Genomic DNA, 22,690 nt, shown 5'->3' with positions numbered 1-22,690 from the left:
GATCAAGAGCCCCCCAGAAGGAATAGATAATGGGGGGCTTTAGTATGCAGAAAATCTTTTTCTTCTAGTATTTGAATATGATAAATTGATCATCAAGCAAGAGCCAGTTTTGCGGAAAGGCCAAGCCGAGCTTCCAGTAACTAATTCCTCTCAATCCCTTTTCTTTAATTAAATTAAATTTAGCTTGAATGGAGCGAGCATCTTCAAACCAAACTTCATGGGTATTACCTTCTGCATCAACGTATTGAAAGTAGGGTGCTTGAGCAGTTGAATCGAATAAGATTGATTCATTGTATTGCCGGGCTAAAGCAATACCTTGCTGGGGGCTAATTGCACGTGCATATTCTCCACCAGGCTCAAAGGGAAGTGTCCAATCATAGCCGTATAAATTTTGACCAAGCATAATTTTATTTGCTGGCATTTCGGTTAATGCGTATTCGACCACTCTTCTAACCTGATCAATTGGAGATACCGCCAGAGGTGGGCCACCGCTGTAGCCCCATTCATAGGTCATAAGGACAACAAAGTCAGCAATTTCGCCGTGAGCACGATAATCATGTGCTTCATACCATGCTCCTGCTTGATCTGCACTTACCTTTGGTGCCAATGCTGTTGACATTAGTAAGCCTGCTTCACTGAGTCGTGATTTTGCATAACGTAAAAAAGCATTGTAGGCTTCGCGATCCTCTGGCGGGAGGAATTCAAAGTCAAAGTGTATGTCTCGAAAGCCGACTTCTTGAGCAGTTGTAATAATATTCGTAAGCAGTTGCTCTCTAACAGTTTCGTTGTTAATGACTGTACTTCCAAGCTCTGCGCTAAAAGCACCTTCTTCTAAATTCGTAATGACCATCATCAAAACAGCCTGGTTTTGATCAGCAATCGTTTTAAAATCATTAAGTGGGGGTGCTACTAGGCTTCCATCTCGGGTTACCTGATAGCTAAAGGGTGCTAAGTAAGTAAGCTGTGAGGCATGCTTTCGAGCAGCATTTTCCAATGTTTCGGAGACAGTCCCACCAAATGGTTCAATATAAGCATTTGATTCAATTGTTGTTTTAGGTAGCTCTGGAATATAGAGTCTAAACCCAACCTGTAACGGTTGATTGGCATCAAGGCCATTAATACGCGCAAGCTCGGCAACCGATAGATTAAATTGGTCACTAATACTGGATAAGGTATCCCCAGGCTGAACAAAATAAAATTGCCCGACAATTGGAATCACTAATGCTTGACCAACTACAAGTTGCTCCGGTGTTTCTAGTTCATTAGCGGTAGTGATGTCTGCAACTGAGGACCCAAATAAATTTGCTATTTGGTAGATTGAATCGCCTTCTGCTACAACATAAATTTGCACAACAATAATTCCTCCTTTTTTTTCAATCTCCCATTAGCCTATGCTTTAAAACTTGGGCATGTGCTGTATTTTTTAAATGAAAATAAGTATTCAAAAACTTTAGGCAAAATGCTTGAACTTTGGTAAACTAATAACCAATATAGAGAGTTAGAGGTGTTCATGTTGACAGAAGAGGCGTATATGGAATTAGCCCTAGAAGAAGCGACTAAGGCGGCGCAATTAGGTGAGGTTCCAATTGGAGCTGTGCTTGTTTATCAGGATCAAGTCATTGCAAAGGCTTTTAACTTAAGAGAAGCATTACAAACAACCGCTTCACACGCGGAAATGTTGTTGATTGATAAGGCAAATGAAGTAATAGGAAGCTGGCGATTAGAGGATTGTACGTTGTATGTGACTTTGGAGCCGTGCCCAATGTGTGCAGGTGCCATTTTACAAGCACGGATTAAACGGGTGGTGTTTGGTGCTTATGATCCTAAGGCGGGGTGTGTCGGGTCAATTATGAATCTGCTTAATGATCACCGCTTTAATCATCAAGTTGATATAAAAGGTGGTATTTTAGCCGAACAATGTGGAGAATTACTCCGAATTTTTTTTAAAAAAATTCGTCAAAGTAAGCCAAACAAAAAGGTTATCCAACTGTCAAAGTCTAAGGGAGAAAATAACAATCGATAACAATTGCATTTTTAAGTTAAACGCTTTATACTAATATATGCGTCGTTAAGATGCAAAGCTTTTAAAACTTGCCGTGCTAGGTGGGAAGGTAGCGGTGTCCTGTACTCGCAATCCGCTGTAGCGAGACTGAATTCCCATCTGAGGTGCACAATAATAAGGTCTGCCATAAAGAATTGGTGTTGATGTTTGGGTCCCGCGCAATGGGAGCCCGTGAACCCTGTCAGGTCCGGAAGGAAGCAGCAGTAAGCGGTTTTCTCTCGTGTGCCGCGGGGAAGCCTGAGCTGAGCCATGCATTTATGTAACGCTTAGGGTTGTGCCATCGAGGATGGGTGCACGGCGTTAATATGTTAAATCACCTCTTACCGAGCTAGGGAGAGGTTTTTTTTGTTAGTTATTAAATTTGCATAGTTTAATAATCGTAATTTGTAAAAGGATTTACAGCCGTCAGATGGTAATGTGTCGGATTGCAAATTATTGCTTAGTTAAATTCTAATAATTGAATATGATTAATGATGTGGCATTTATTATAGCGCGAGCTTCAGGGCATTTTTTCAACGTTAGGATATACATGTGGATGGCAATTCAGTTATAATAGAAAGAGAATTAAGAGCAGAGAGGACTATGCCCAAAATGAGCTATCAAGCCCTATATCGCGTATGGCGACCGCAGCGTTTTGAAGATGTCGTAGGACAATCGCATATTACTCGAACATTACAAAATGCAAGCGCACAAAATAAATTTTCTCATGCTTATTTATTTTCTGGTCCACGAGGGACTGGGAAAACAAGTGCGGCGAAGATTTTTGCCAAGATGATTAACTGTAAGGAAGCACCTACTAATGATCCTTGTGGCAAATGTGACGCTTGTGTCGGGATACAAACTGGTGCCATTTCTGATGTCATTGAAATTGACGCAGCTTCGAATAATGGTGTTGAGCAAATTCGGGATATTAGGGACAAGGTGAAATATGCCCCAAGTGCAGTTTCCTATAAAGTGTATATTATTGACGAGGTTCATATGCTTTCTATCGGTGCATTTAATGCGCTACTTAAAACTTTAGAAGAACCGCCAAAGCATATTATTTTTATTCTGGCAACAACTGAACCGCATAAGATTCCATTAACAATTATTTCAAGATGTCAGCGCTTTGACTTTAAACGAATTACGCAACAAGCAATCGTTGAACGAATGAGTCTTATTATGGAGCAAGAGGGGATTAGCGTCTCTGAGTCAGCTTATCATGCCATCGCATTAGCAGCAGAAGGTGGTATGCGTGATGCACTTAGCCTACTAGATCAAGCTATTTCATATAGTGAAGGTGGAGTTACCTTAGAGGATGTCCTTGCGATTACAGGGTCTGTCTCACAGGAGAGAATAAATGAGCTTATTGCGAGTATACATAAGCAGGAGATAAGTAAAGCGTTATTACTTGTTGATGCATTTGTACAAGAGGGTAAGGACCCGGGGCGATTAGTACACGACCTTATTTATTTTTTACGGGACTTATTACTTTATCAGGCCGCTCCAAGTCTAGCAAACACGATGGAAAGAGCTATTGTTGATCAAAGTTTTAAACAGCTGGCTCATGATATAACAGCAGAATGGATTCAATATGCAATTAAAGAGCTTAATCAATGTCAGCAGGAAATGAAATGGACGAATAGCCCAAAGGTTTTCATTGAGATTGCATTGCTTAAGCTAACTGAAATCCAATCTACCTCGGAGCCTGAATCAACACAACAAGATCTTTTTTTGCAGTTAACGGAAAAGGTTGATAAACTAGAAAAAGAGTTAAATGTACTTAAAGAGAACGGCGTAGCTGCTGCTTCACCACAATCAAAGGAAGCTCCAGCCAAAAAGCGAGCAGTTTCAACGAAGAATAATTATAAGATTCCTTTTCAACGCATTCGTGATGTATTAGAGGAAGCAGAAAAACAGCATTTGAAGCTTGTTCATAGTCATTGGGCTACGTTTATGCAAATGCTTAAGCAGCAGAGTGCCCCAGCACATGCAACGCTCCAAAATGCAAAACCGTCCGCAGCTTCGGCGGACACGGTTATTATGTCATTTAAGTATGACATTCATTGTTCATTAGCATTAGACCACCAGCAGATCATTGAGGCATTATTATTACAGCTAACGGGTCAACGGCTTACTTTTATCCCAATACCAGAGGTAAGCTGGCAAGAAATTAGGGAAGAATTTATTGAGAAACAACGTCAGCAAACAAATGAGGATGACCAAGATCAAGAATTAACAGAGGAAGACCCACTAGTTTCTGAAGCAAGGAAGCTAGTCGGAGATGATTTATTAGAAGTACATGATGAATAAATTTTAAAAAATATTCTAGGAGGATTAAGCAGATGCGAGGAAATATGGGTAATATGAATAAAATGATGAAACAAATGCAAAAAATGCAAAAGGATATGATGAAGGCACAGGAAGAGCTCCAAGAGATGACATTTGAAGCAACTGCCGGTGGTGGTATGGTGAAGGTAATTGCTAATGGAAAGAAAGAAATACTTGAAGTTGAAATTAAAGAGGAAGTTGTTGATCCAGACGATGTAGAGATGCTTCAGGATCTTATTATTGCAGCAACAAATGAAGTATTAGCCAAAGTAGAGGATACCTCAAATGATACAATGGGGAAATTCACAAAAGGGATGAATCTACCTGGAGGCATGTTCTAGGGAGGCGTTAATGTGTATTATCCAGAACCAATATCAAAGCTAATTGACAGCTTTACTAAACTGCCAGGGATTGGACCGAAAACGGCGGTCCGCCTGGCTTTTTTCGTTCTAAATATGAAGGAAGACGATGTGCTTGATTTCGCCAAGGCATTAGTTAGCGCCAAACGAGAATTAACCCATTGCAATGTGTGCGGTCATATTACTGATCAGGATCCTTGTGTAATCTGCCAGGACCAGTCTCGAGATGATTCAGTCATTTGTGTTGTTCAGGACCCTAAGGATGTCATTGCGATGGAAAAAATGCGTGAATTTAACGGCAGGTATCATGTTCTTCACGGCGCGATATCACCAATGGATGGTATTGGCCCAGACGATATTAATGTACCAGCGCTACTCAATCGCCTAAAAGATGAGCAGGTCGAGGAGCTTATCTTGGCAACGAATCCAAATGTTGAAGGTGAAGCAACAGCTATGTATATTTCACGTCTTGTTAAGCCTTCAGGGATTAAAATTACGCGAATTGCCCATGGCTTGCCAATGGGTGGCGATCTTGAATATGCAGATGAAGTAACTTTATCTAAAGCTTTAGAAGGACGTAGAGAGCTGTAAAAGGAAGTGGTGAACATGGCTTTTAACAAGCGAAAAAAGAAAGTGGTAGAAGAAGCACTTTTACATGATATTTTTCAATTGCAAAATGAATGGTCCAAGCTAAAAGAGATTATTGAAAAGAGTGTTGATCCAAGTGAAATTGGTCGCTATGACTTAATGGTAGCTGAAGCCAAATACTTTTATTTACTGAGAGAAGCAAGAAAACGTCATCTGAGCGCCAACCAAATTTAATGGTTGGGCGTTCTTTTTTTGCCTGTTCATACATATCCTCCTATTATAATTAAAATAGTCGGATAGGGGGAAACGATAGTGCTACAAGGTGTAATTATTGGTGGAATCGTGATCTTCATTGTTGCCTTATTTAGCCCAGCAACAATTAAATGGTTAAGTAAGCTTGTTATTAAGGTCGTCATTGGAGCAATCTTATTATTTTTTCTAAATTTAGTAAGTGGAACAATCGGTTTGCATATTCCGATCAACCTGTTTACCTCTACATTGGTTGGCATACTTGGCTTACCAGGAATTTTAGCATTGAGTTCTTTACAGCTTTATGTTTTATAGCTTTAAGTAAGGACGAGTTATCGTTTATCGCAAGTTAATTAAGAATTATACACAAAAAGTAGTTTGTATAAAGAAGAATTTACGAACTACTTTTCGTGTATAATTAGTTTCCATATCCAAATTAACATGAATAAGAGATCGCTTTCTTCGATATATGAGATACTTTTAAAAAAATTCAGAAAAGTCATTGCTTTTTACCTTTTAATTCCCTATAATGTTCCTTATAAATTCGATTCGTTCACTGAAGGGAACGTAATATACAGAGATCAATAAAAATTTCAGAATTATTCATTAATTCAATGTTCTGAATAAGAAAAGGGCAAATAGGAGGATAAAGTTGAACGATAAATTATTAGAAATACGTAATTTAAAGACATCTTTTCGTATTCGTGACGATTACTATGCTGCTGTAGATGATGTCTCTTTAAATGTAAATAAAAATGAGGTATTAGCGATTGTGGGAGAATCTGGATCTGGGAAAAGTGCGTTAGCTTTCTCAATTATGGGACTTCACAATCGAGCAAAAATGGAAGGCAGCATTAATTTTAAAGGAACAAACCTTGTCGGCTTAGCGCCAGGGAAAATAAATAAAATTCGTGGTAAAGAGATGTCGATGATTTTCCAAGATCCTTTAACCGCACTTAATCCATTAATGACGATTGAAGAGCAAATTGGAGAAGTTATTTATCTACACAATAAAGCCATTTCAAATCGTGATAAAAAGGCTAAGGTGATTGAATTATTAGATCAGGTAGGAATACCACATGCTAAATATGTTTGTGATCAGTACCCTCATGAACTATCAGGAGGGATGCGCCAACGTGTAATTATTGCAATTGCAATTGCGAATTCACCTGAGCTGTTAATTGCTGATGAGCCAACGACTGCATTGGATGTTACCATTCAAGCACAGATTTTAGATTTAATTAGAGATTTGAAACAAAAAATGGATGCAGGAATTATTTTAATTACACATGATCTCGGTGTTGTAGCAGAGATGGCTGATCGAGTAGCTGTTATGTATGCAGGGGAAATTGTTGAAATTGCAGAAGTAAATACGTTATTTGAGCAACCTCGTCATCCTTATACAAGATCGTTACTTAATTCTGTGCCGAATTCTGATGAGAAGCAGGATAAATTGCATGTTATCCAGGGTATTGTGCCTGCATTACAAAACCTTCCAAGAGAAGGGTGTCGTTTTAAAACGAGAATTCCATGGATAGCAGAGAGCACGCATGAAGACCATCCTGAATTACATGAAATCGCACCAAATCATTTCGTTAGATGTTCTTGTTACGAACATTTCTATTTTCCAGATGAAACGGAGGTCGAGAATAGTGGCCTTTCTTGAGATAAATGATCTCCATGTTCACTTTCCGATTAAGGGTGGTATTCTAAATAGAACGATTGATAGTGTGAAAGCTGTCAATGGAGTCTCGTTCCAAGTAGAACAGGGTAAAACCTATGGCTTAGTTGGAGAATCTGGTTCAGGTAAAACAACAACTGGACGTGCCATTATTGGATTAAATGAAATTACAAGCGGCCAAGTCATTTTTGAAGGAAATGATTTGGCCGCCACAGAAAATAAAAAGTTAGATGTTAAGCGAGATGTCCAAATGATCTTTCAAGATCCATACTCTTCACTAAATCCAAAGAAGAGAGTTTTAGACATTGTTGCTGAACCACTACGAAACTATGAAAAATTATCAAGGAGCCAAGAGGTTGAGAGAGTAGCAGATTTATTGGAAAAAGTAGGTCTCTCTCCTGAAAGTATTTTTAAATATCCACATGAATTCTCAGGTGGGCAAAGACAGAGAATTGGAATTGCCAGAGCAATTGCTTTAAAGCCGAAGCTTATTATTGCTGATGAGCCTGTTTCAGCTTTAGATGTATCCGTACAAGCACAAGTTCTTAATTTCATGCGCGAGATTCAAAAAGAACTTAATTTAACTTATTTATTTATCAGTCATGATTTAGGAATTGTTAAGCATATGTCGGACCGGATTGGCATTATGTATAAAGGTCGTTTTGTTGAGGAAGGCGATACGGAGGATATTTTTAGTAACCCTCAGCATATTTACACGAAGCGACTAGTTGCGGCTATTCCAGATATTAATCCCAAAAATAGAGATGCCCAAAAGAAATTTAGAGAAGAAGTACAACTGGAATATCAGAAAGATTATGGTCGTTATTTCGATGAAAAGGGCTTGGCGTTTAATTTGCGTAATATTTCACAGACTCACCTCGCCGCTTTACCAGAAATAGGGGTGGTTGAATAATGTGGAAATTTATTGTTAGACGGATTATTATAACGCTACCACAAATTCTATTATTAAGTTTATTTGTCTTTCTTCTTGCTCAGCTAATGCCGGGTGATGCACTAACTGGTCTAGTTGATCCCAACTTGGATCCAGCACAAATTGCACTTCAGCGTGAGCGGTTAGGATTAAATAATCCTTGGTATGTTCAATACTACGACTGGATTACTAGCGCCTTACAAGGCGATCTTGGGCAGTCATTTCGATATAAAATGGATGTAACTGATATCATCGCACAACGCTTGGTCAATACCTTTTGGTTGTCATTGTTAACGCTTATCTTCACTTACATGATTGCCATTCCATTAGGGATTACGAGTGGGCGTTTTAATGATACATTCCGTGACCAAATGATTGTCGGCTATACTTATGTTGGCTTCGCAACACCATTATTTATCTTTGCCTTACTGTTACTATGGTTGCTAGGGTTTAATTTTGGTTGGTTTCCAACTGGTGGTAGTGTCCAACCAGGTTTAACACCAGGTACCCTAGATTATGTGCTTAGCAAGCTCCATCATTTAATTTTACCCGCGTTATCAATGGCGCTTATTACTACAGTAAGTACTGTACAGTATTTGCGAAGTGAAATTATTGATACGAAGCAGAAAGAATTTATTTTAACTGCACGTGCTAAGGGTGCGTCAGAATCAAGAGTGTATAATCGTCATATTTTTCGAAACTCTCTTTTACCAATTGCAGCATTATTTGGATTTGAGATTACTGGACTCATTGGAGGAACGGTTTTTATAGAACGCATTTATAGTTATCCAGGTATGGGCTTACTATTATTAGAGTCAATATCACAGAGAGACTATAGTGTGGTAGTCGCCGTGGTGCTATTATTTGGTATTGCCTCTATTATTGGTGCTCTGTTATCGGACATTATTTTAAGTTTAGTTGATCCGAGAATCCGAATTAAATAGCTGAAAAGGGAGAATATAGGGATGAACGAATTAAAACTTGATGTTAAAAAAGAAAAAAAAGCTCATCGTAGCCAAAGTGGCTTAAATATATTATGGAGAGAAATTGTTCGTGATAAGCTAGCATTAGTGTCACTCATTTTCTTAGCAGTCATAACGACTACCGTATTTGTTGTTTCAGGTTTACTAGATTTAAATGAAATTGTTAGAGTGGATTTATTTGCAATTTACGAGCCACCAAGTGAAAATTTTTGGTTAGGTACTGATTACGGTGGTCGTGATATTTTTGGTCAGCTAATTATTGGAACAAGAAACTCGCTAGCGATTGGCTTTGCTGTTACGTTAATGACAGGAATTATTGGAGTAAGCTTTGGACTAATAACAGGATATTTCGGTGGCCAAACCGATAATATGTTAATGAGAATTGTAGATTTTTTTCAAATATTACCTTTCCTTATGGTCGTCATTGTTTTTGTTGCAATAGTGCCGAATTATGGAATAGTTGAATTTTCATTAATTATGACTGGCTTTCTGTGGATGGGGATTGCACGTATTATTCGTTCAAAGACATTGCAAGAGCGCGAGCTCGATTATGCACAAGCTTCTCAAACTTTAGGTACACCGAGATGGAAGATCATGTTTGGTCAAATTTTACCGAATCTAAGTTCATTAATTATTGTTACAATGACCCTAAATTTAGCAGCTAACATTGGTTTAGAATCGGGGTTATCTTTCTTAGGCTTCGGCTTCCCAGAGCGGATGCCTAGCTTAGGAACACTATTAAGCTATGCAACAAATCCACAAACGTTAGAAAATCGTTGGTGGATTTGGATGCCAGCTGCTATCTTAATTTTTTTATTAATGTTAAGTGTTCGAAATGTAGGAGAAGCTTTAAAACGAGCTACAGACGCACGACAACGAAGAGGATAATAGGGTACCAACACCTTTATAGGTGTTAAGTATATATCAACCTAAAGGTTGACAAGAAACATAAAAAATAAGGGGAGGGTAACAAATGACAAGTTCTAAAATGGCAAAGCTGTTATTTGCACTGATGTTATTTTTATTACTAGCAGTTGTAGGTTGTTCGTCAGGTGATGACGATGCAACAGGGGAAGATGAGACACCAGTAGAAGAGGAACCTGGTGATGAGGAAGAAGTAGAAGACGATGGGATTTATTCTATTGATGACTTCGATCCTGTTAAAACAAACGAAGGTGAAGCTATATCTGGTGGTATCTTAAACTTTGGTTTAGTATCAGATACTGCATTTGAAGGGACATTGAACTACAATTTTTATTCAGGTAATCCAGATGTTCAGGTTATCAACTGGTTTAATGAATCTTTATTAGGAATTGATGAGAACTATAATTATACGCAAGACGGTGCTGCAACATTTGAAGTGGATGAAGATGAGGGTTCAATTACTTTCACCATTCATGAGGATTTAAATTGGCACGATGGTGAACCAGTAACTGCAGAGGACTGGGCTTATGCTTACGAAATAGTCGGTCATCCAGATTATGAAGGTGTCCGATATACACAAGCTTTAAGTAGCGTTGAGGGTATGCCAGAATATAAAACTGGTGAAGCTGATTCTATTTCAGGTATTGAAATTATTGATGAAAAAACAATTAAATTTACGTATCATCAATTTACACCATCACTACTTGCAAGCGGGGTTTGGGCCTATCCACTAGCAAAACACATTTTTGAAGATATGGAAATCGGAGACATGGCTTCTTCGGATGCAGTACGACAAAATCCTATTGGTTACGGTCCGTTTGTTGTGGAATCAATTGTACCAGGAGAGTCAGTAACATTTGTCAAAAATGAAGACTATTGGAGAGGTGAGCCTAATTTAGATGGTGTAACCTTACGTGTTATTAACCCAAGTGTTGTTGTTCAAGAGCTTGAAAATGGAAATATCGATGTTGTTGATAGCTTCCCGACAGATCAATATCCTGAAAATGCTGAATTAGCTAATGTTGAATTTTTAGGCGGTATTGATAATGCCTACACTTATATTGGCTTCAAATTTGGAAGTTGGGATGCTGATGCAGGAGAGGTTGTCGTCGATCCGGATGCTAAAATGGCTGATGTAGAACTACGCCGTGCTATGTGGCATGCAGTTGATAATGATACTGTTGGGCAACGTTATTATAATGGTTTGCGTTGGAATGCAACAACTTTAATTCCACCTTCTCATCCAGATTATCACGATGATTCAATTGAAGCACCACTCTATGACCCAGCTGAAGCAGAGCGCATTCTAGATGAGGCTGGTTATGAAGATCTTGATGGTGATGGTTATCGTGAAGATCCAGATGGAAATGAATTAGTTATTAATTTTGCTTCAATGTCAGGCGGAGATATTGCCGAGCCATTAGCTCAGTATTATATGCAGGCATGGGAAGCTGTAGGCTTAAATGTTCAATTGGTTGACGGAAGACTTCAAGAATTCAACACATTCTATGATCGTGTTGAAGCTGATGACCCTGATATTGACATTTATCAAGGCGCTTGGGGTGTTGGCTCAGATGTAGATCCTTCAGGCTTGTATGGTCGTACTGCAGCATTTAACTATACACGTTTTGCAAGTGAACGTAATGATGAGTTATTAGAGGAAGGTTTATCTGAGGATGCCTTTGACATTGCATATCGTCAACAGGTTTATAGCGAATGGCAAGAATATATGGTTGAGCAAATCCCGGTTTTCCCTACTGTATATCGTGCTGTGTTAGTACCGGTAAATAATCGTGTTCATAATTACTTTATACCTCAAGTTCCAGGACTAGGCGTTTATCGTAATGAAATTGCATTGACTCAAGAAGAGCCTTTATCGGTAAGTGATGTAGATTAAGATCACTAAAAAATAAAAGCAATAAAAAAGATACCTGCTATTAGTAATCTAGCAGGTATCTTTTTTAATATGTATAAATCAGACTATTTGTGACCATCCTATTAAAAATGGAGGTGGAGGTTTATGCATAAATGTCATCTATGTGATCAATCTCAAAAAGAAGGTTTATATATTTACAATCTATATATCTGTAATAGCTGTGAGCAAGAAATGTTAAAAACACAGCCAGAGGATCCTAATTATCAGTTCTTTGTTAACAAGTTGCGTCGAATTCGCCAGCACCTAATTAATAGCTAAAAGCACTAAAGCTCATAGTCTTTTTTTAGATAGACTATGGGCTTTTTTCATTTTATACTAGATACAATGTATAAGTGAGGGTGATAATAATGAATCGTCAGCTTAATAAACCGATCTGGGAGAAATTACGTCATTTTCAAAGCAATAATCCCGTTTCTTTTCATGTACCTGGTCATAAAAATGGCAAAATTATGCCCTCTAATGAATGGTTTGAATTTAAAAGTCTTTTAACATATGATCTTACTGAATTAACAGGATTAGATGATTTACATAATGCAGAGGGTATTATTGAAGACGCTCAGCAGTTAGCTGCTGAGTGGTTTCAAGCTCAAAAAACATATTTTCTTGTTAACGGCAGTACCGTGGGCAATTTAGCAATGATTCTGGCGACCTGCGGTTTAAATGATCAAATTATTGTTCAACGTAATTGTCATAAATCCATTATAAATGGCTTAGAATTAAGTGGTGCTGACCCAATTTTTATATCTCCTGATTACTGTAACAAGCATGAGCGTTATACGTTCCCTAGTTTACTTACAATAAAAAAAGCAATTGATACATATTCTAATAGTAAAGCTATTTTGCTCACCTATCCAGATTACTATGGGCATACATTTGCATTAAAAGAAGTGGTTAAGTATGCACACAGTCATAATATGCTTGTGCTTATTGATGAGGCTCATGGCGTGCATTTTTCATTACCAAATGGTACACCACTCTCGGCCGTTGAACTAGGTGCTGATTTGGTTGTTCAATCTGCACATAAGATGGCACCAGCATTGACGATGACGGCTTTCCTTCATGTTGGTTCAGATCGTGTTGATGCGAGCAAACTGGCCTACTATTTATCAGCGCTACAGTCCAGTAGCCCCTCGTATTTGCTGTTAGCTAGTTTAGATTTAGCTAGATACTATTTAGCTAATTTAACAGTTCAAGAGATGGCCGAAATTGAACAATCTGTTTTAACGGTGCGAGCCGTTTTTGCTAGAGTGCCATTGTGGCGCGTTCTTCCACAGAGTGATGAGGATGATTTTCTTAAAATCACTCTAAATGTTGAAGCATGCTATTCAACGCGTTTGATTGCCAATTTTTTCGAGCAAGAAGGTATTTATCCAGAGCTGGTAACAGATAAGCATCTTTTATTTGTCCATGGACTAGCCTCGTTTACTGCATTGGAAAGACTTGAAGCAACGATAGAAAAATTAACATCACAATTAAGTTTTTTTCCAAAACGTGCTACAATAGAAAGAAAAAAACTGAATTTTATTAGTCCAATAACTCATCCTGTTTATTCATCACTGGAAATGAAGGATTTAGACGAGGAGCTATCTGCTTGGGGTGAAGCCATAGGTAAGGTTTCCGCCAAAACGGTGATCCCTTACCCACCTGGCATTCCTGTTTTATTAAAAGGAGAACAAATTACCGAGCAGCATGTGCAATATATTCAATACTTAATTGATGAACAAATAAATTTTCAGCAATCTCAAATTGCAGAAGGTGTTTTTGTTTTTAAAGGAGAATAAATAGTGGTAGGACATTTTATTACATTTGAGGGTGGAGAAGGCGCTGGAAAGACATCTGCGCTCAAAGGTGTTGCTGATAAATTATGTAAAGCAGGCTATCAAGTGTTAACGACCAGAGAGCCAGGAGGAAGTGTCATTGCTGAGAAGATTAGAGAGACGATCTTAAACCCTGAGCATACCGAAATGGATGCGCGAACAGAAGCCTTGCTTTATGCAGCAGCAAGGCGCCAGCATCTTGTTGAAATTGTTCAACCGGCTTTAGAGCAAGGTAAAATTGTCCTGTGCGATCGGTTCTTAGATAGCAGTCTTGCTTATCAAGGGTTTGCGCGTGGGCTTGGAATTGAGGAAGTTTATCAGGTAAATCACTTTGCTATTAATCAATTTATGCCGCAGTTAACCTTGTTTTTTGATATTGAACCTAGTAAGGGGTTACGCCGAATTCAAGCTAATCAAGAACGGGAACAAAACAGACTTGATTTAGAGAATTTATCTTTTCATCAGTCCGTTTATGAAGGCTATCAGATTATTATTAAGCAAGCTCAGCAACGTATTAAGGTCATTAATGCGGATCGTCCTTTAGCAGAAGTGATTGAGGTAGCCTTTCAAAGGGTATTTAATTATATAAAGTGAATCACAATCAGTTGAGAGCATACAGATAGTTAATTTGCGACAAAATCAATCATTTTATATCGGAGGTAAGGGAAATGAAATTAATTATTGCTGTGGTAGAGGATAAGGATAGTCACCGTTTAATTGATGCTTTAGGAGAGCAGGATTTCAAAACAACGAAATTATCATCAACTGGGGGCTTTTTAAAAGAAGGCAATACAACGTTAATGATTGGTTGTGATGATCAGAATGTTGATGATGCTTTAGCTATTATTAAGCAAAACTCTAGCCAAAGAGAACAAATGGTAGCACCTATCTCTCCAATGGGAGGCAATGCAGATTCTTATATCCCTCAGCCGATTAATATTGAAGTAGGTGGCGCCACAGTCTTTGTTTTACCAATCGAAAGCTTTTTTCAATTCTAAATGAGTCAAGGTAGGGTATTATGAAAATTAATAAAGATATTCATGCTCAGGTTGATCAAACTAAATTTAATCAGATTTCCCAGCCAGCAAAAGGTCTTAACTTTGATGCGATGGTTGCAACTCAAGCACAGAAGCTACAAGGATATGAACTTGAGCTTTTAATGAAGGGGATTACCCTTCAGGGTGAAAAACTGATGCGTTATCGGACTATTAGAGAGCTGGCTAAATTTAAGCGCTTAGTAAAAGATTTTGTGCGAGAGGCAGTAGGCTTTGGGCTAGATTTGTCTCATTCACACAGCTTTAATTTGCACAGCAGTAATCGTCGTTTAACTCTCGTTAAGCAAATTGATGAGAAGCTTATTGAAATAACCGAGTCAGTACTTGAGAATGAAAAAAAATCAATTGATCTACTGGATGTAATTGGCGAGATAAAAGGTCTTCTAATTAATTTATATTCATGAAAGTTTATTACCTTGGCGATTATTTATGTTAAAATAGCGATAGCGAGGCTAGAGTGAAGTCACCCGTTGATTTCACTCTTTTTGCTCATAAATAAAATGAGTAAGCGAATATTTACGTAAGTATTAACTATAGATTTTTAAGCAAGGGTGTAAGTGATGAAAACGTGGGATGCCTTAAGCGAGATTCAGCCAATTGCAGTAAATATGCTAAAGCAAATGATTATTAAGCAAAGAGTTGCCCATGCCTATTTAATTTATGGAGATAAGGGAACTGGGAAAGCCATGCTTGGTTTAATGTTGGCCAAAAGTTTATTTTGTCAAAATAAACATGGCGGAGAGCCATGCTTAGCTTGTGTGAATTGTCGTCGAATTGATTCAGGTAATCATCCTGATCTCCACTGGATTAGGCCAGACGGTGCCTCAATTAAGAAAGAGCAGATTGCCCATTTACAAAAGGAATTTACCTATACAGGGCTTGAGTCAAATCAAAAAGTTTACCTTATTACACAAGCAGATTTAATGACAACAAATGCAGCGAATCGACTTTTGAAATTTCTTGAAGAACCAAGCCAGCAAACAACTGCAATTTTACTGACCGAGAATTATCAAAGCATCTTGGACACAATTAAATCAAGATGTCAGATTATTTCTTTAAAGCCGCTCGTTACACAGCGTGTTCAAACTCGACTTGAGTCTGAGGGTATTTCAAAGGAAAATGCACGTTTATTTGCAAGCGTGAGTCAAAATTTGGACCAAGCTCGTGCACTTAATCAAGATGAGTGGTTTGCGCAGGCGCGAAAGTTAGTGGTACAATTAGTAGGTATACTCCAAGCTAATCATGGAGAGGCATTACTTTTTATCCAAAAACAATGGCTACAGCATTTTTCAGATCGTGAGCAACAAAACTTTGGATTGGATTTGATCCTATATTGGTTTAAGGATTTGATTTATTTAGATATTGATCAAAAAGATTCCCTTGTTTTTATTGCTTATTATGAAGAACTAGAGAAATGTTTATGGCACTGGTCTAGAGCTGATGCCACAAAGGTTATTTATGCTATTATGGATGCAAAAAGAAACTTGAATTATAATGTCCATCCAACATTAGTTATGGAGCAATTAACACTGCAGATGCAGAGGTGACAGTAAATGGTAGAAGTTATTGGTGTCCGCTTTAAAAAAGCGGGTAAAATATATTACTTTGACCCTGATCAGTTCAAGATTGAGCAGGAACAATACGTTATTGTAGAAACAGCTAGAGGAATAGAGTTTGGTAAGGTTGTCATTGCTAACAAAGAGGTTGATGAGGAAGATGTTGTACTTCCATTAAAGAAAGTTATTCGCCTTGCAACGGAAAAGGACAAGCATGCGGTTCTTGAGAATCAGGATAATGCGCAAAAGGCTTTTGATGTTTGTACGAATAAGATCGTTGAACACAAGCTTGAAATGAACCTTGTTGAGGTAGAATATACATTTGATCGCAATAAAGTCATTTTTTATTTTACGGCGGAGGGTCGTGTTGATTTTAGAAACCTTGTCAAAGATCTAGCAGCTATTTTTAAGACAAGAATTGAGCTTAGACAAATTGGGGTAAGAGATGAAGCGAAGCTACTCGGAGGTATTGGTCCATGTGGCCGTATGCTCTGTTGTTCGACATTCTTGGGTGACTTTGAGCCAGTCTCAATAAAAATGGCAAAGGACCAGAACTTATCATTAAATCCAGCTAAAATATCTGGTCTTTGTGGTCGGCTCATGTGTTGCTTAAAGTATGAAAATGACGATTATGAAGAAGCAAAAAGACAGCTTCCTGACTTAGGCCAGTCAATAAAAACACCGCTTGGATCGGGAAAGGTAGTTGGTCTAAATATTTTAGAGCGCATTATTCAAATTGAAATACCTGCAAATGAGCGTGTGATTGAGTATACTTTAGATGAGCTAATTGACCAAGGTATGGTAAGCTTGCAAACCACAGAATGATGAGGTGGATGTGACATGAACATGAATAAAAAAGAATTGTTCGAGCAAGTATCTGATATGGAGGCACAAATTGGGCAGCTTTACGAACAACTAGGTGATTTAAAAACCAATTTGGGTGAAATGTTAGAGGAAAATCATCGATTGTCACTGGAAAACCATCACTTGCGTAATAGACTTGAAAAAGAAACAGCATTAGAGCAAAACTTAACAACGAAGCAAGATGAGCAAGGTGATGCAATCGGAGAGGGCTATGATAATTTAGCTAGGCTATATGAAGAAGGCTTTCATATTTGCAATGTGCATTTTGGTAGTCCTCGAAAGGGCGAGGATTGTCTCTTTTGTCTAATGTTCTTAAATAAAGCAAAGTAAGCCCAAAGGTAAACACAATAAAGACTTGCGTAAGAACATATTCGTGTTCAAGTGCCTAGTCTTTATTGGTAACAGATCAAATGGAATGTACATGGTAAGTTTACGGAAATTTAGAAAAAAAGAGCCGGCTCCTGCGGGTATAGTACGCGTCCATAGTTCCCACAAGAAAGCGTTCTTTGCTTTCTGACGAGACTGAGGCTGTGCCCGCCGCGGAAAGCGGCTCTTTTTTGCTGGAACAAGACAACTCTTTACTTAACCAATGTGTTTTGGTGAAGAACCTCTTTCTTCTCTTTTTTGCAGAAAATAGCTTACATTTACTAAAGGGTGGTGATTAAGGTGGTTGAATTATATGGTGATGAGCGTCTTGATTATTTATTTACTGATCAATCCATGCAAATTATTCAAAGTCGGTCCGTTTTTTCATACTCAATTGATGCCATCTTGCTAGCGGATTTTGCCTCGATACCATATAAGAAGGGAAAAGTTATCGATCTGTGTACTGGAAATGGCGTGATCCCCCTTTTGATGAGTAAACATACTGAGGTACCAATAACGGGTGTGGAAATTCAACAACGTCTTTATCAGATGGCGGCTAGAAGTGTTGAATTTAATAATAAGCAAACTCAGATAGACCTTATTCACGGGGATTTAAAGGCTATGCCAGCTCGATTTGGTAATGATAAATTTGACTTGGTCACAGTTAATCCACCATATTTTAAGACAGACCATCCTGATCAGTTAAATAAAACAGACTATTTAACGATTGCTCGACATGAAATTATGGTCACGTTAGAAGAGGTGATCCAAACAACGAGTAAGCTAGCCAAATCTGGGGGGAAGGTAGCGCTTGTTCATCGTCCAGGTCGGTTAGTAGATATTATTACGCTACTGCGCTTGAATAAGCTGGAACCGAAGCGAATCCAGTTTGTTTACCCAAAGCCAGGCAAGGAAGCCAATATTTTACTAATTGAAGCGGTGCGTGATGGTAAGCCGGATTTAAAACTATTACCACCCCTATATGTTTTTAATCAAGATGGTAGCTATACCGAGGAGTTGAGCCGACTTGTCTACTAAGCACATCGTTTATATACTGAAATGTAAGGATAACACCTATTATACAGGGTATACAAATAATGTTACCAATCGTCTTAAAATGCATGAAAGTGGTAAAGGTGCAAAATACACGAGAGGGAGAGGCCCGTTTATACTGATCTATCAGGAGCCTTTTCCTACTAAAGAAAAAGCAATGCAGGTGGAATATCGCATAAAGAAGCTTTCACGGACAAGAAAAGAGCAGCTTATTAAGCTTAAGAAATGGAGTGATCAATTTGAATAATCAGCACAGCTTTCAAAATATAGCAGGTGAAGGAACGCTTTATATTGTACCTACACCAATTGGAAACTTAGATGATATCACGATTCGGGCTCTAAATACGCTAAAGTTAGTCGATTTAATTGCTGCTGAAGACACACGCCATACCCGAAAGCTGCTAACGCACTTTGATATTCACTGTGCATTAATTAGTTATCATGAACATAGTCAAGAGCATAAGAAGGACCAACTGATAAGTCAATTAGAAGCTGGTAAACAAATTGCATTGGTAAGCGATGCAGGCATGCCTGGTATTTCTGATCCAGGTACACCATTAATCCAGGCTGCAATTGCAAAACAGATTAAAGTTATTGTTCTTCCTGGCGCTAATGCAGCGCTCTGTGCCCTAGTCGGATCGGGACTGGATACTAGGCAATTCTATTTTTATGGATTCTTACCCCGCAAGAATAAAGAACGTGAACAGGCTTTAACATTTTTAAAAAGTCAAACAAGTACATTGCTAATTTATGAATCACCATACAGAGTAAAGTCTACCCTAATAGAGCTCGAAGAAATGCTAGGTGATCGTAAGGCCACTTTAGCTAGAGAATTAACCAAGAAGTTTGAACAATATGTACGAGGTTCGCTATCAGAAATAAGAGCGTGGAGCGAAGCTAATGAAGTAAAGGGCGAATGTTGTCTTGTAATTGAGGGGGGTAATCTAGAAGCCATTGAGCAAAGCAAATGGTGGATTGCTTATACTGTTGTGGAGCACATTCAATATTATATGTCTAATGATGAGCTTTCTAGTAAGGAGGCCATAAAGCTAGTGGCAAAAGACCGAGAGATGAAAAAACGTGATGTTTATAACCAATACCATATTGAATAAATTTAGACAAATAAAAGAGGTTGCCAGATTTGACAACCTCTTAGTTTTTTTAGTTGTTTAACGCTTTGTTAATTTCGCTTACTAATGATTTTGCACCTTCAGGGCTTAAAACAAGCTTACCATCAGCAAGAGATAAATTATCATCAGAAATTTCACCAGTAACATGGCAAGTCATGCTTGGTTTGTATTTTTGTAGGATGATACGCTCATCATCTACATAAATTTCTAAAGCATCCTTCTCTGCGATACCAAGAGTACGACGTAATTCAATTGGAATAACGACACGGCCTAACTCATCAACTTTACGGACAATACCTGTAGATTTCATGTAAATCTCCCCTTTAAGATAATTTCGGCATATTTCGACAATACCTATTTTGAATATACCAGTAATTTCTATATGTGTCAATTAAAAATTTCAAGAAAATTGTATTTTTATCAAAAAAATTTAAAAGCCCTTTTCTTCATTTTTCCACTAAATACTTTTTTTAAACACTTTTAACTAGAGATTAATGGCTTTGTTTAGAATTAATAATGTATCGGCATAAATACGAGCGCTTTGACTTAATAACAAAATTATTGGTTAGGATAGAGAAAAGAAAAGAGAGCATGGAAAAAAGTTATTAAAAACGCTACAATATAAAGAAATATGATAAAAATTTAGTCAATTGCTAGCATGCAGTTAAGGAGGACATAGAAATGGCAGACAAAAAGACGTTTTACCTGACCACACCAATCTATTACCCAAGCGGTAATTTGCATATCGGTCATGCCTATACAACAGTTGCAGGAGATGCAATGGCACGCTATAAGCGCTTAAGAGGTTATGATGTGATGTATTTAACAGGAACAGATGAGCATGGTCAAAAAATCCAAAAAAAAGCAGATGAACAAGGTGTTAGCCCGATTGCTTATGTAGATGAAATTGTTAGTGGAATTAAAACCTTATGGGATAAACTTGATATCTCCTATACTGATTTTATTCGGACAACGGAAACGCGGCATAAAGTCATTGTTGAAAAGATATTTGCTCAGTTGCTTGAGCAAGGCGATATTTATCTAGATCAATATGAAGGCTGGTATTGTACACCATGCGAATCTTTCTTTACAGAACGGCAGCTCGACGAAGGTAAATGTCCAGATTGTGGGGGCCCGGTTGAACGTGTTAAAGAGGAATCGTATTTCTTCAAAATGAGTAAATACGTTGATCGTCTGTTGGCTTTTTATGAAGAAAATCCTCATTTCATTCAGCCTGAGAGTCGCAAGAATGAGATGATTAATAACTTTATTAAACCAGGTCTTGAGGATCTAGCTGTTTCACGGACAACGTTTGATTGGGGTGTGAAGGTTCCAGGAGATCCAAAGCATGTCATTTATGTGTGGATTGATGCACTATCTAATTATATTACGGCATTAGGATATGGTAGTGATAATGATCAAGACTATCAAAAGTATTGGCCAGCGGATGTTCACCTTGTTGGTAAAGAAATTGTCCGTTTTCATACAATTTATTGGCCGATTATGCTGATGGCACTAAATTTACCTTTACCTAAAAAAGTGTTTGCACATGGTTGGATTTTAATGAAGGATGGCAAGATGTCGAAATCGAAAGGCAATGTCGTCGATCCTGTTTCGTTAATTGATCGTTATGGCCTAGATGCCTTACGCTATTACTTATTACGAGAAGTGCCATTTGGTGCAGACGGTGTCTTTACCCCAGAAGGCTTTGTTGAACGTGTTAATTTCGATTTAGCTAATGATTTAGGTAATCTACTAAACAGAACTGTTGCAATGATTAATAAATACTTTGATGGGTATATCCCAGCCTTTAAATCAGGTGAGGATACGTTTGATCAGCAGTTAGAAGCAACAGCACAAAAGACAGTAGCAGAAGTTGAAAAAACCCTAGATAATATGGAGTTCAGTGTGGCACTCACAGCAATTTGGCAATATGTCAGTCGCACCAATAAATATATCGATGAGACTCAGCCTTGGCTACTAGCGAAGGATGAAGCTAACAAAGCGCGCCTTGGTAATGTGATGGCACACCTAGCAGATGCATTAAGACGAGTAGCCATCTTGTTACGACCATTCTTAATCCAAACCCCTGAATTAATTTTTAGTCAACTAGGTATTGAGGATGGTGCAGCTAAAGAGTGGGAGACGCTTCTACTTACTGATTTAATCAAGGCAAATACGAAGGTGCAAAAAGGAGAGCCAATCTTCCCGCGTTTAGAGGCTGAGGAAGAAGTTGAAGCAATAAAAGCAATGATGAAAAAACCGGCTGTAGAAGTGGATGAAGCTAAAGAGCCTGCTAAGGCAGAAATTGCATTTGATGACTTTTTAAAACTTGACCTTCGAGTGGCAGAGGTGATTAAAGCAGAAAAAATTAAAAAAACAGATAAACTACTAAAGATTTCTGTCGATCTTGGTAATGAGAAACGCCAGATTATTTCCGGAATTGCACAATATTATCAACCCGAAGATCTAGTCGGTAAAAAAGTGATCTGTGTCACTAATTTAAAGCCGGTCAAGCTACGTGGAGAGCTGTCACAGGGCATGATTCTGACTGGTGAAGACAAAGATGGCAAGCTTTCATTAGCTACAGTCTATGACACAAGTCTCCCAAATGGATCGGTTGTTAAATAAAACTTTAAAAAGAGGCTGGGACATAACTAAATATTGAAACAGGGCATCCGAACATTCTGATTAAGCGTAGGTAAAATACGTAGACTCCTGTGGGAACAGCACGAGCTGAGGATCCACTGTGTGAAGTGTCTTTCTTCACACAGTTAGCCGAAGCCGTGCCCACGGAAAGCGAAGTGTTTTACCGAAGCGCTATAC

The 22,690-nt window shown here is 38.2% G+C and carries 25 protein-coding genes and 1 other RNA gene; 24 read left to right on the top strand and 2 right to left on the bottom strand.

Features of this window, described 5'->3' with window-relative positions:
• Positions 1–64: 64 nt before the first annotated feature.
• Positions 65–1,351 (bottom strand): glycoside hydrolase family 18 protein, encoded by a 1,287-nt coding sequence (locus BM000_RS10245; RefSeq protein WP_091497738.1) that lies wholly within the window; start codon positions 1,349–1,351, stop codon positions 65–67.
• Between the two features lie 159 nt (positions 1,352–1,510).
• Here BM000_RS10245 and tadA point away from each other — a divergent pair, with 159 nt between their 5' ends.
• The 23 genes from tadA to rsmI all read left to right on the top strand — a co-directional run bounded on the left by tadA (position 1,511) and on the right by rsmI (position 19,846).
• Positions 1,511–2,023 (top strand): tRNA adenosine(34) deaminase TadA, encoded by a 513-nt coding sequence (tadA, locus tag BM000_RS10240; RefSeq protein WP_091497735.1) that lies wholly within the window; start codon positions 1,511–1,513, stop codon positions 2,021–2,023.
• Positions 2,024–2,094: 71 nt separating this feature from the next.
• Positions 2,095–2,360: signal recognition particle sRNA large type (ffs, locus tag BM000_RS10235), an RNA gene on the top strand.
• Positions 2,361–2,653: 293 nt separating this feature from the next.
• Entirely contained in the window at positions 2,654–4,354 is a 1,701-nt protein-coding gene (gene dnaX / locus BM000_RS10230) for a DNA polymerase III subunit gamma/tau (RefSeq protein WP_091497732.1), read from the top strand.
• Positions 4,355–4,386: 32 nt separating this feature from the next.
• Entirely contained in the window at positions 4,387–4,713 is a 327-nt protein-coding gene (locus BM000_RS10225; RefSeq protein WP_091497729.1) for a YbaB/EbfC family nucleoid-associated protein, read from the top strand.
• A 12-nt stretch (positions 4,714–4,725) separates the two neighbouring features.
• Entirely contained in the window at positions 4,726–5,322 is a 597-nt protein-coding gene (gene recR / locus BM000_RS10220; RefSeq protein WP_091497727.1) for a recombination mediator RecR, read from the top strand.
• A gap of 15 nt (positions 5,323–5,337) precedes the next feature.
• Entirely contained in the window at positions 5,338–5,553 is a 216-nt protein-coding gene (locus BM000_RS10215; protein WP_091497724.1) for a YaaL family protein, read from the top strand.
• A 78-nt stretch (positions 5,554–5,631) separates the two neighbouring features.
• Positions 5,632–5,883, top strand: coding sequence for a pro-sigmaK processing inhibitor BofA family protein (locus BM000_RS10210; RefSeq protein WP_091497721.1), 252 nt, complete (start codon positions 5,632–5,634; stop codon positions 5,881–5,883).
• 337 nt (positions 5,884–6,220) lie between these two features.
• A complete protein-coding gene (locus BM000_RS10205) occupies positions 6,221–7,234 on the top strand; it encodes an ABC transporter ATP-binding protein (RefSeq protein ID WP_091497718.1) in 1,014 nt (337 codons plus the stop codon).
• Positions 7,221–8,162 (top strand): ABC transporter ATP-binding protein, encoded by a 942-nt coding sequence (locus BM000_RS10200; RefSeq protein WP_091497716.1) that lies wholly within the window; start codon positions 7,221–7,223, stop codon positions 8,160–8,162. Before BM000_RS10205 ends, BM000_RS10200 begins: the two co-directional genes overlap by 14 nt.
• Positions 8,162–9,124 carry an oligopeptide ABC transporter permease gene (opp4B, locus tag BM000_RS10195; protein ID WP_091497714.1) on the top strand — a complete coding sequence of 321 codons (963 nt, stop codon included), beginning with the start codon at positions 8,162–8,164 and terminating at the stop codon, positions 9,122–9,124. Before BM000_RS10200 ends, opp4B begins: the two co-directional genes overlap by 1 nt.
• Before the next feature lie 21 nt (positions 9,125–9,145).
• On the top strand, positions 9,146–10,051 hold the full coding sequence (locus BM000_RS10190; protein WP_091497710.1) for an ABC transporter permease: 906 nt from the start codon (positions 9,146–9,148) through the stop codon (positions 10,049–10,051).
• Positions 10,052–10,136: 85 nt separating this feature from the next.
• Positions 10,137–11,984 carry an oligopeptide ABC transporter substrate-binding protein gene (gene opp4A, locus BM000_RS10185; RefSeq protein WP_091497707.1) on the top strand — a complete coding sequence of 616 codons (1,848 nt, stop codon included), beginning with the start codon at positions 10,137–10,139 and terminating at the stop codon, positions 11,982–11,984.
• A gap of 123 nt (positions 11,985–12,107) precedes the next feature.
• On the top strand, positions 12,108–12,281 hold the full coding sequence (locus BM000_RS10180) for a sigma factor G inhibitor Gin (protein ID WP_091497705.1): 174 nt from the start codon (positions 12,108–12,110) through the stop codon (positions 12,279–12,281).
• Between the two features lie 89 nt (positions 12,282–12,370).
• Positions 12,371–13,804: an aminotransferase class I/II-fold pyridoxal phosphate-dependent enzyme gene (locus BM000_RS10175; RefSeq protein WP_091497702.1), complete on the top strand. Its 1,434-nt coding sequence runs from the start codon at positions 12,371–12,373 to the stop codon at positions 13,802–13,804.
• Positions 13,805–13,807: 3 nt separating this feature from the next.
• Complete coding sequence (tmk, locus tag BM000_RS10170) at positions 13,808–14,434, top strand: dTMP kinase (protein WP_091497699.1); 627 nt, start codon at positions 13,808–13,810, stop codon at positions 14,432–14,434.
• 74 nt (positions 14,435–14,508) lie between these two features.
• Positions 14,509–14,838, top strand: coding sequence for a cyclic-di-AMP receptor (locus BM000_RS10165; RefSeq protein WP_091497697.1), 330 nt, complete (start codon positions 14,509–14,511; stop codon positions 14,836–14,838).
• Between the two features lie 20 nt (positions 14,839–14,858).
• On the top strand, positions 14,859–15,299 hold the full coding sequence (locus tag BM000_RS10160) for a YaaR family protein (protein ID WP_091497694.1): 441 nt from the start codon (positions 14,859–14,861) through the stop codon (positions 15,297–15,299).
• Positions 15,300–15,455: 156 nt separating this feature from the next.
• Complete coding sequence (gene holB / locus BM000_RS10155; protein WP_091497691.1) at positions 15,456–16,442, top strand: DNA polymerase III subunit delta'; 987 nt, start codon at positions 15,456–15,458, stop codon at positions 16,440–16,442.
• Between the two features lie 6 nt (positions 16,443–16,448).
• A complete protein-coding gene (locus tag BM000_RS10150; RefSeq protein WP_091497689.1) occupies positions 16,449–17,276 on the top strand; it encodes a PSP1 domain-containing protein in 828 nt (275 codons plus the stop codon).
• A 21-nt stretch (positions 17,277–17,297) separates the two neighbouring features.
• Entirely contained in the window at positions 17,298–17,645 is a 348-nt protein-coding gene (gene yabA / locus BM000_RS10145) for a DNA replication initiation control protein YabA (RefSeq protein ID WP_091498121.1), read from the top strand.
• Positions 17,646–17,981: 336 nt separating this feature from the next.
• Positions 17,982–18,719: a tRNA1(Val) (adenine(37)-N6)-methyltransferase gene (locus tag BM000_RS10140; RefSeq protein ID WP_091497686.1), complete on the top strand. Its 738-nt coding sequence runs from the start codon at positions 17,982–17,984 to the stop codon at positions 18,717–18,719.
• Positions 18,709–18,981 carry a GIY-YIG nuclease family protein gene (locus BM000_RS10135; RefSeq protein WP_091497684.1) on the top strand — a complete coding sequence of 91 codons (273 nt, stop codon included), beginning with the start codon at positions 18,709–18,711 and terminating at the stop codon, positions 18,979–18,981. The genes BM000_RS10140 and BM000_RS10135 overlap by 11 nt, the downstream gene beginning before the upstream one ends.
• On the top strand, positions 18,965–19,846 hold the full coding sequence (gene rsmI / locus BM000_RS10130; protein WP_425425177.1) for a 16S rRNA (cytidine(1402)-2'-O)-methyltransferase: 882 nt from the start codon (positions 18,965–18,967) through the stop codon (positions 19,844–19,846). The genes BM000_RS10135 and rsmI overlap by 17 nt, the downstream gene beginning before the upstream one ends.
• A gap of 49 nt (positions 19,847–19,895) precedes the next feature.
• On the opposite strand, the gene BM000_RS10125 is transcribed toward rsmI, so the two are convergent.
• A complete protein-coding gene (locus BM000_RS10125; protein WP_091498119.1) occupies positions 19,896–20,180 on the bottom strand; it encodes a transition state genes transcriptional regulator AbrB in 285 nt (94 codons plus the stop codon).
• A gap of 365 nt (positions 20,181–20,545) precedes the next feature.
• Here BM000_RS10125 and metG point away from each other — a divergent pair, with 365 nt between their 5' ends.
• The gene (gene metG, locus BM000_RS10120) at positions 20,546–22,495 is read left to right on the top strand and encodes a methionine--tRNA ligase (protein ID WP_091497679.1); all 1,950 of its coding nucleotides are present in this window, start codon (positions 20,546–20,548) and stop codon (positions 22,493–22,495) included.
• Positions 22,496–22,690 lie beyond the last annotated feature (195 nt).

The organism is Amphibacillus marinus, from assembly GCF_900110345.1.
Taxonomy (GTDB): domain Bacteria; phylum Bacillota; class Bacilli; order Bacillales; family Amphibacillaceae; genus Amphibacillus_D; species Amphibacillus_D marinus.
Note: the sequence above shows the minus strand (reverse complement) of the source record. Positions and strands in the feature narration are given on the sequence as shown.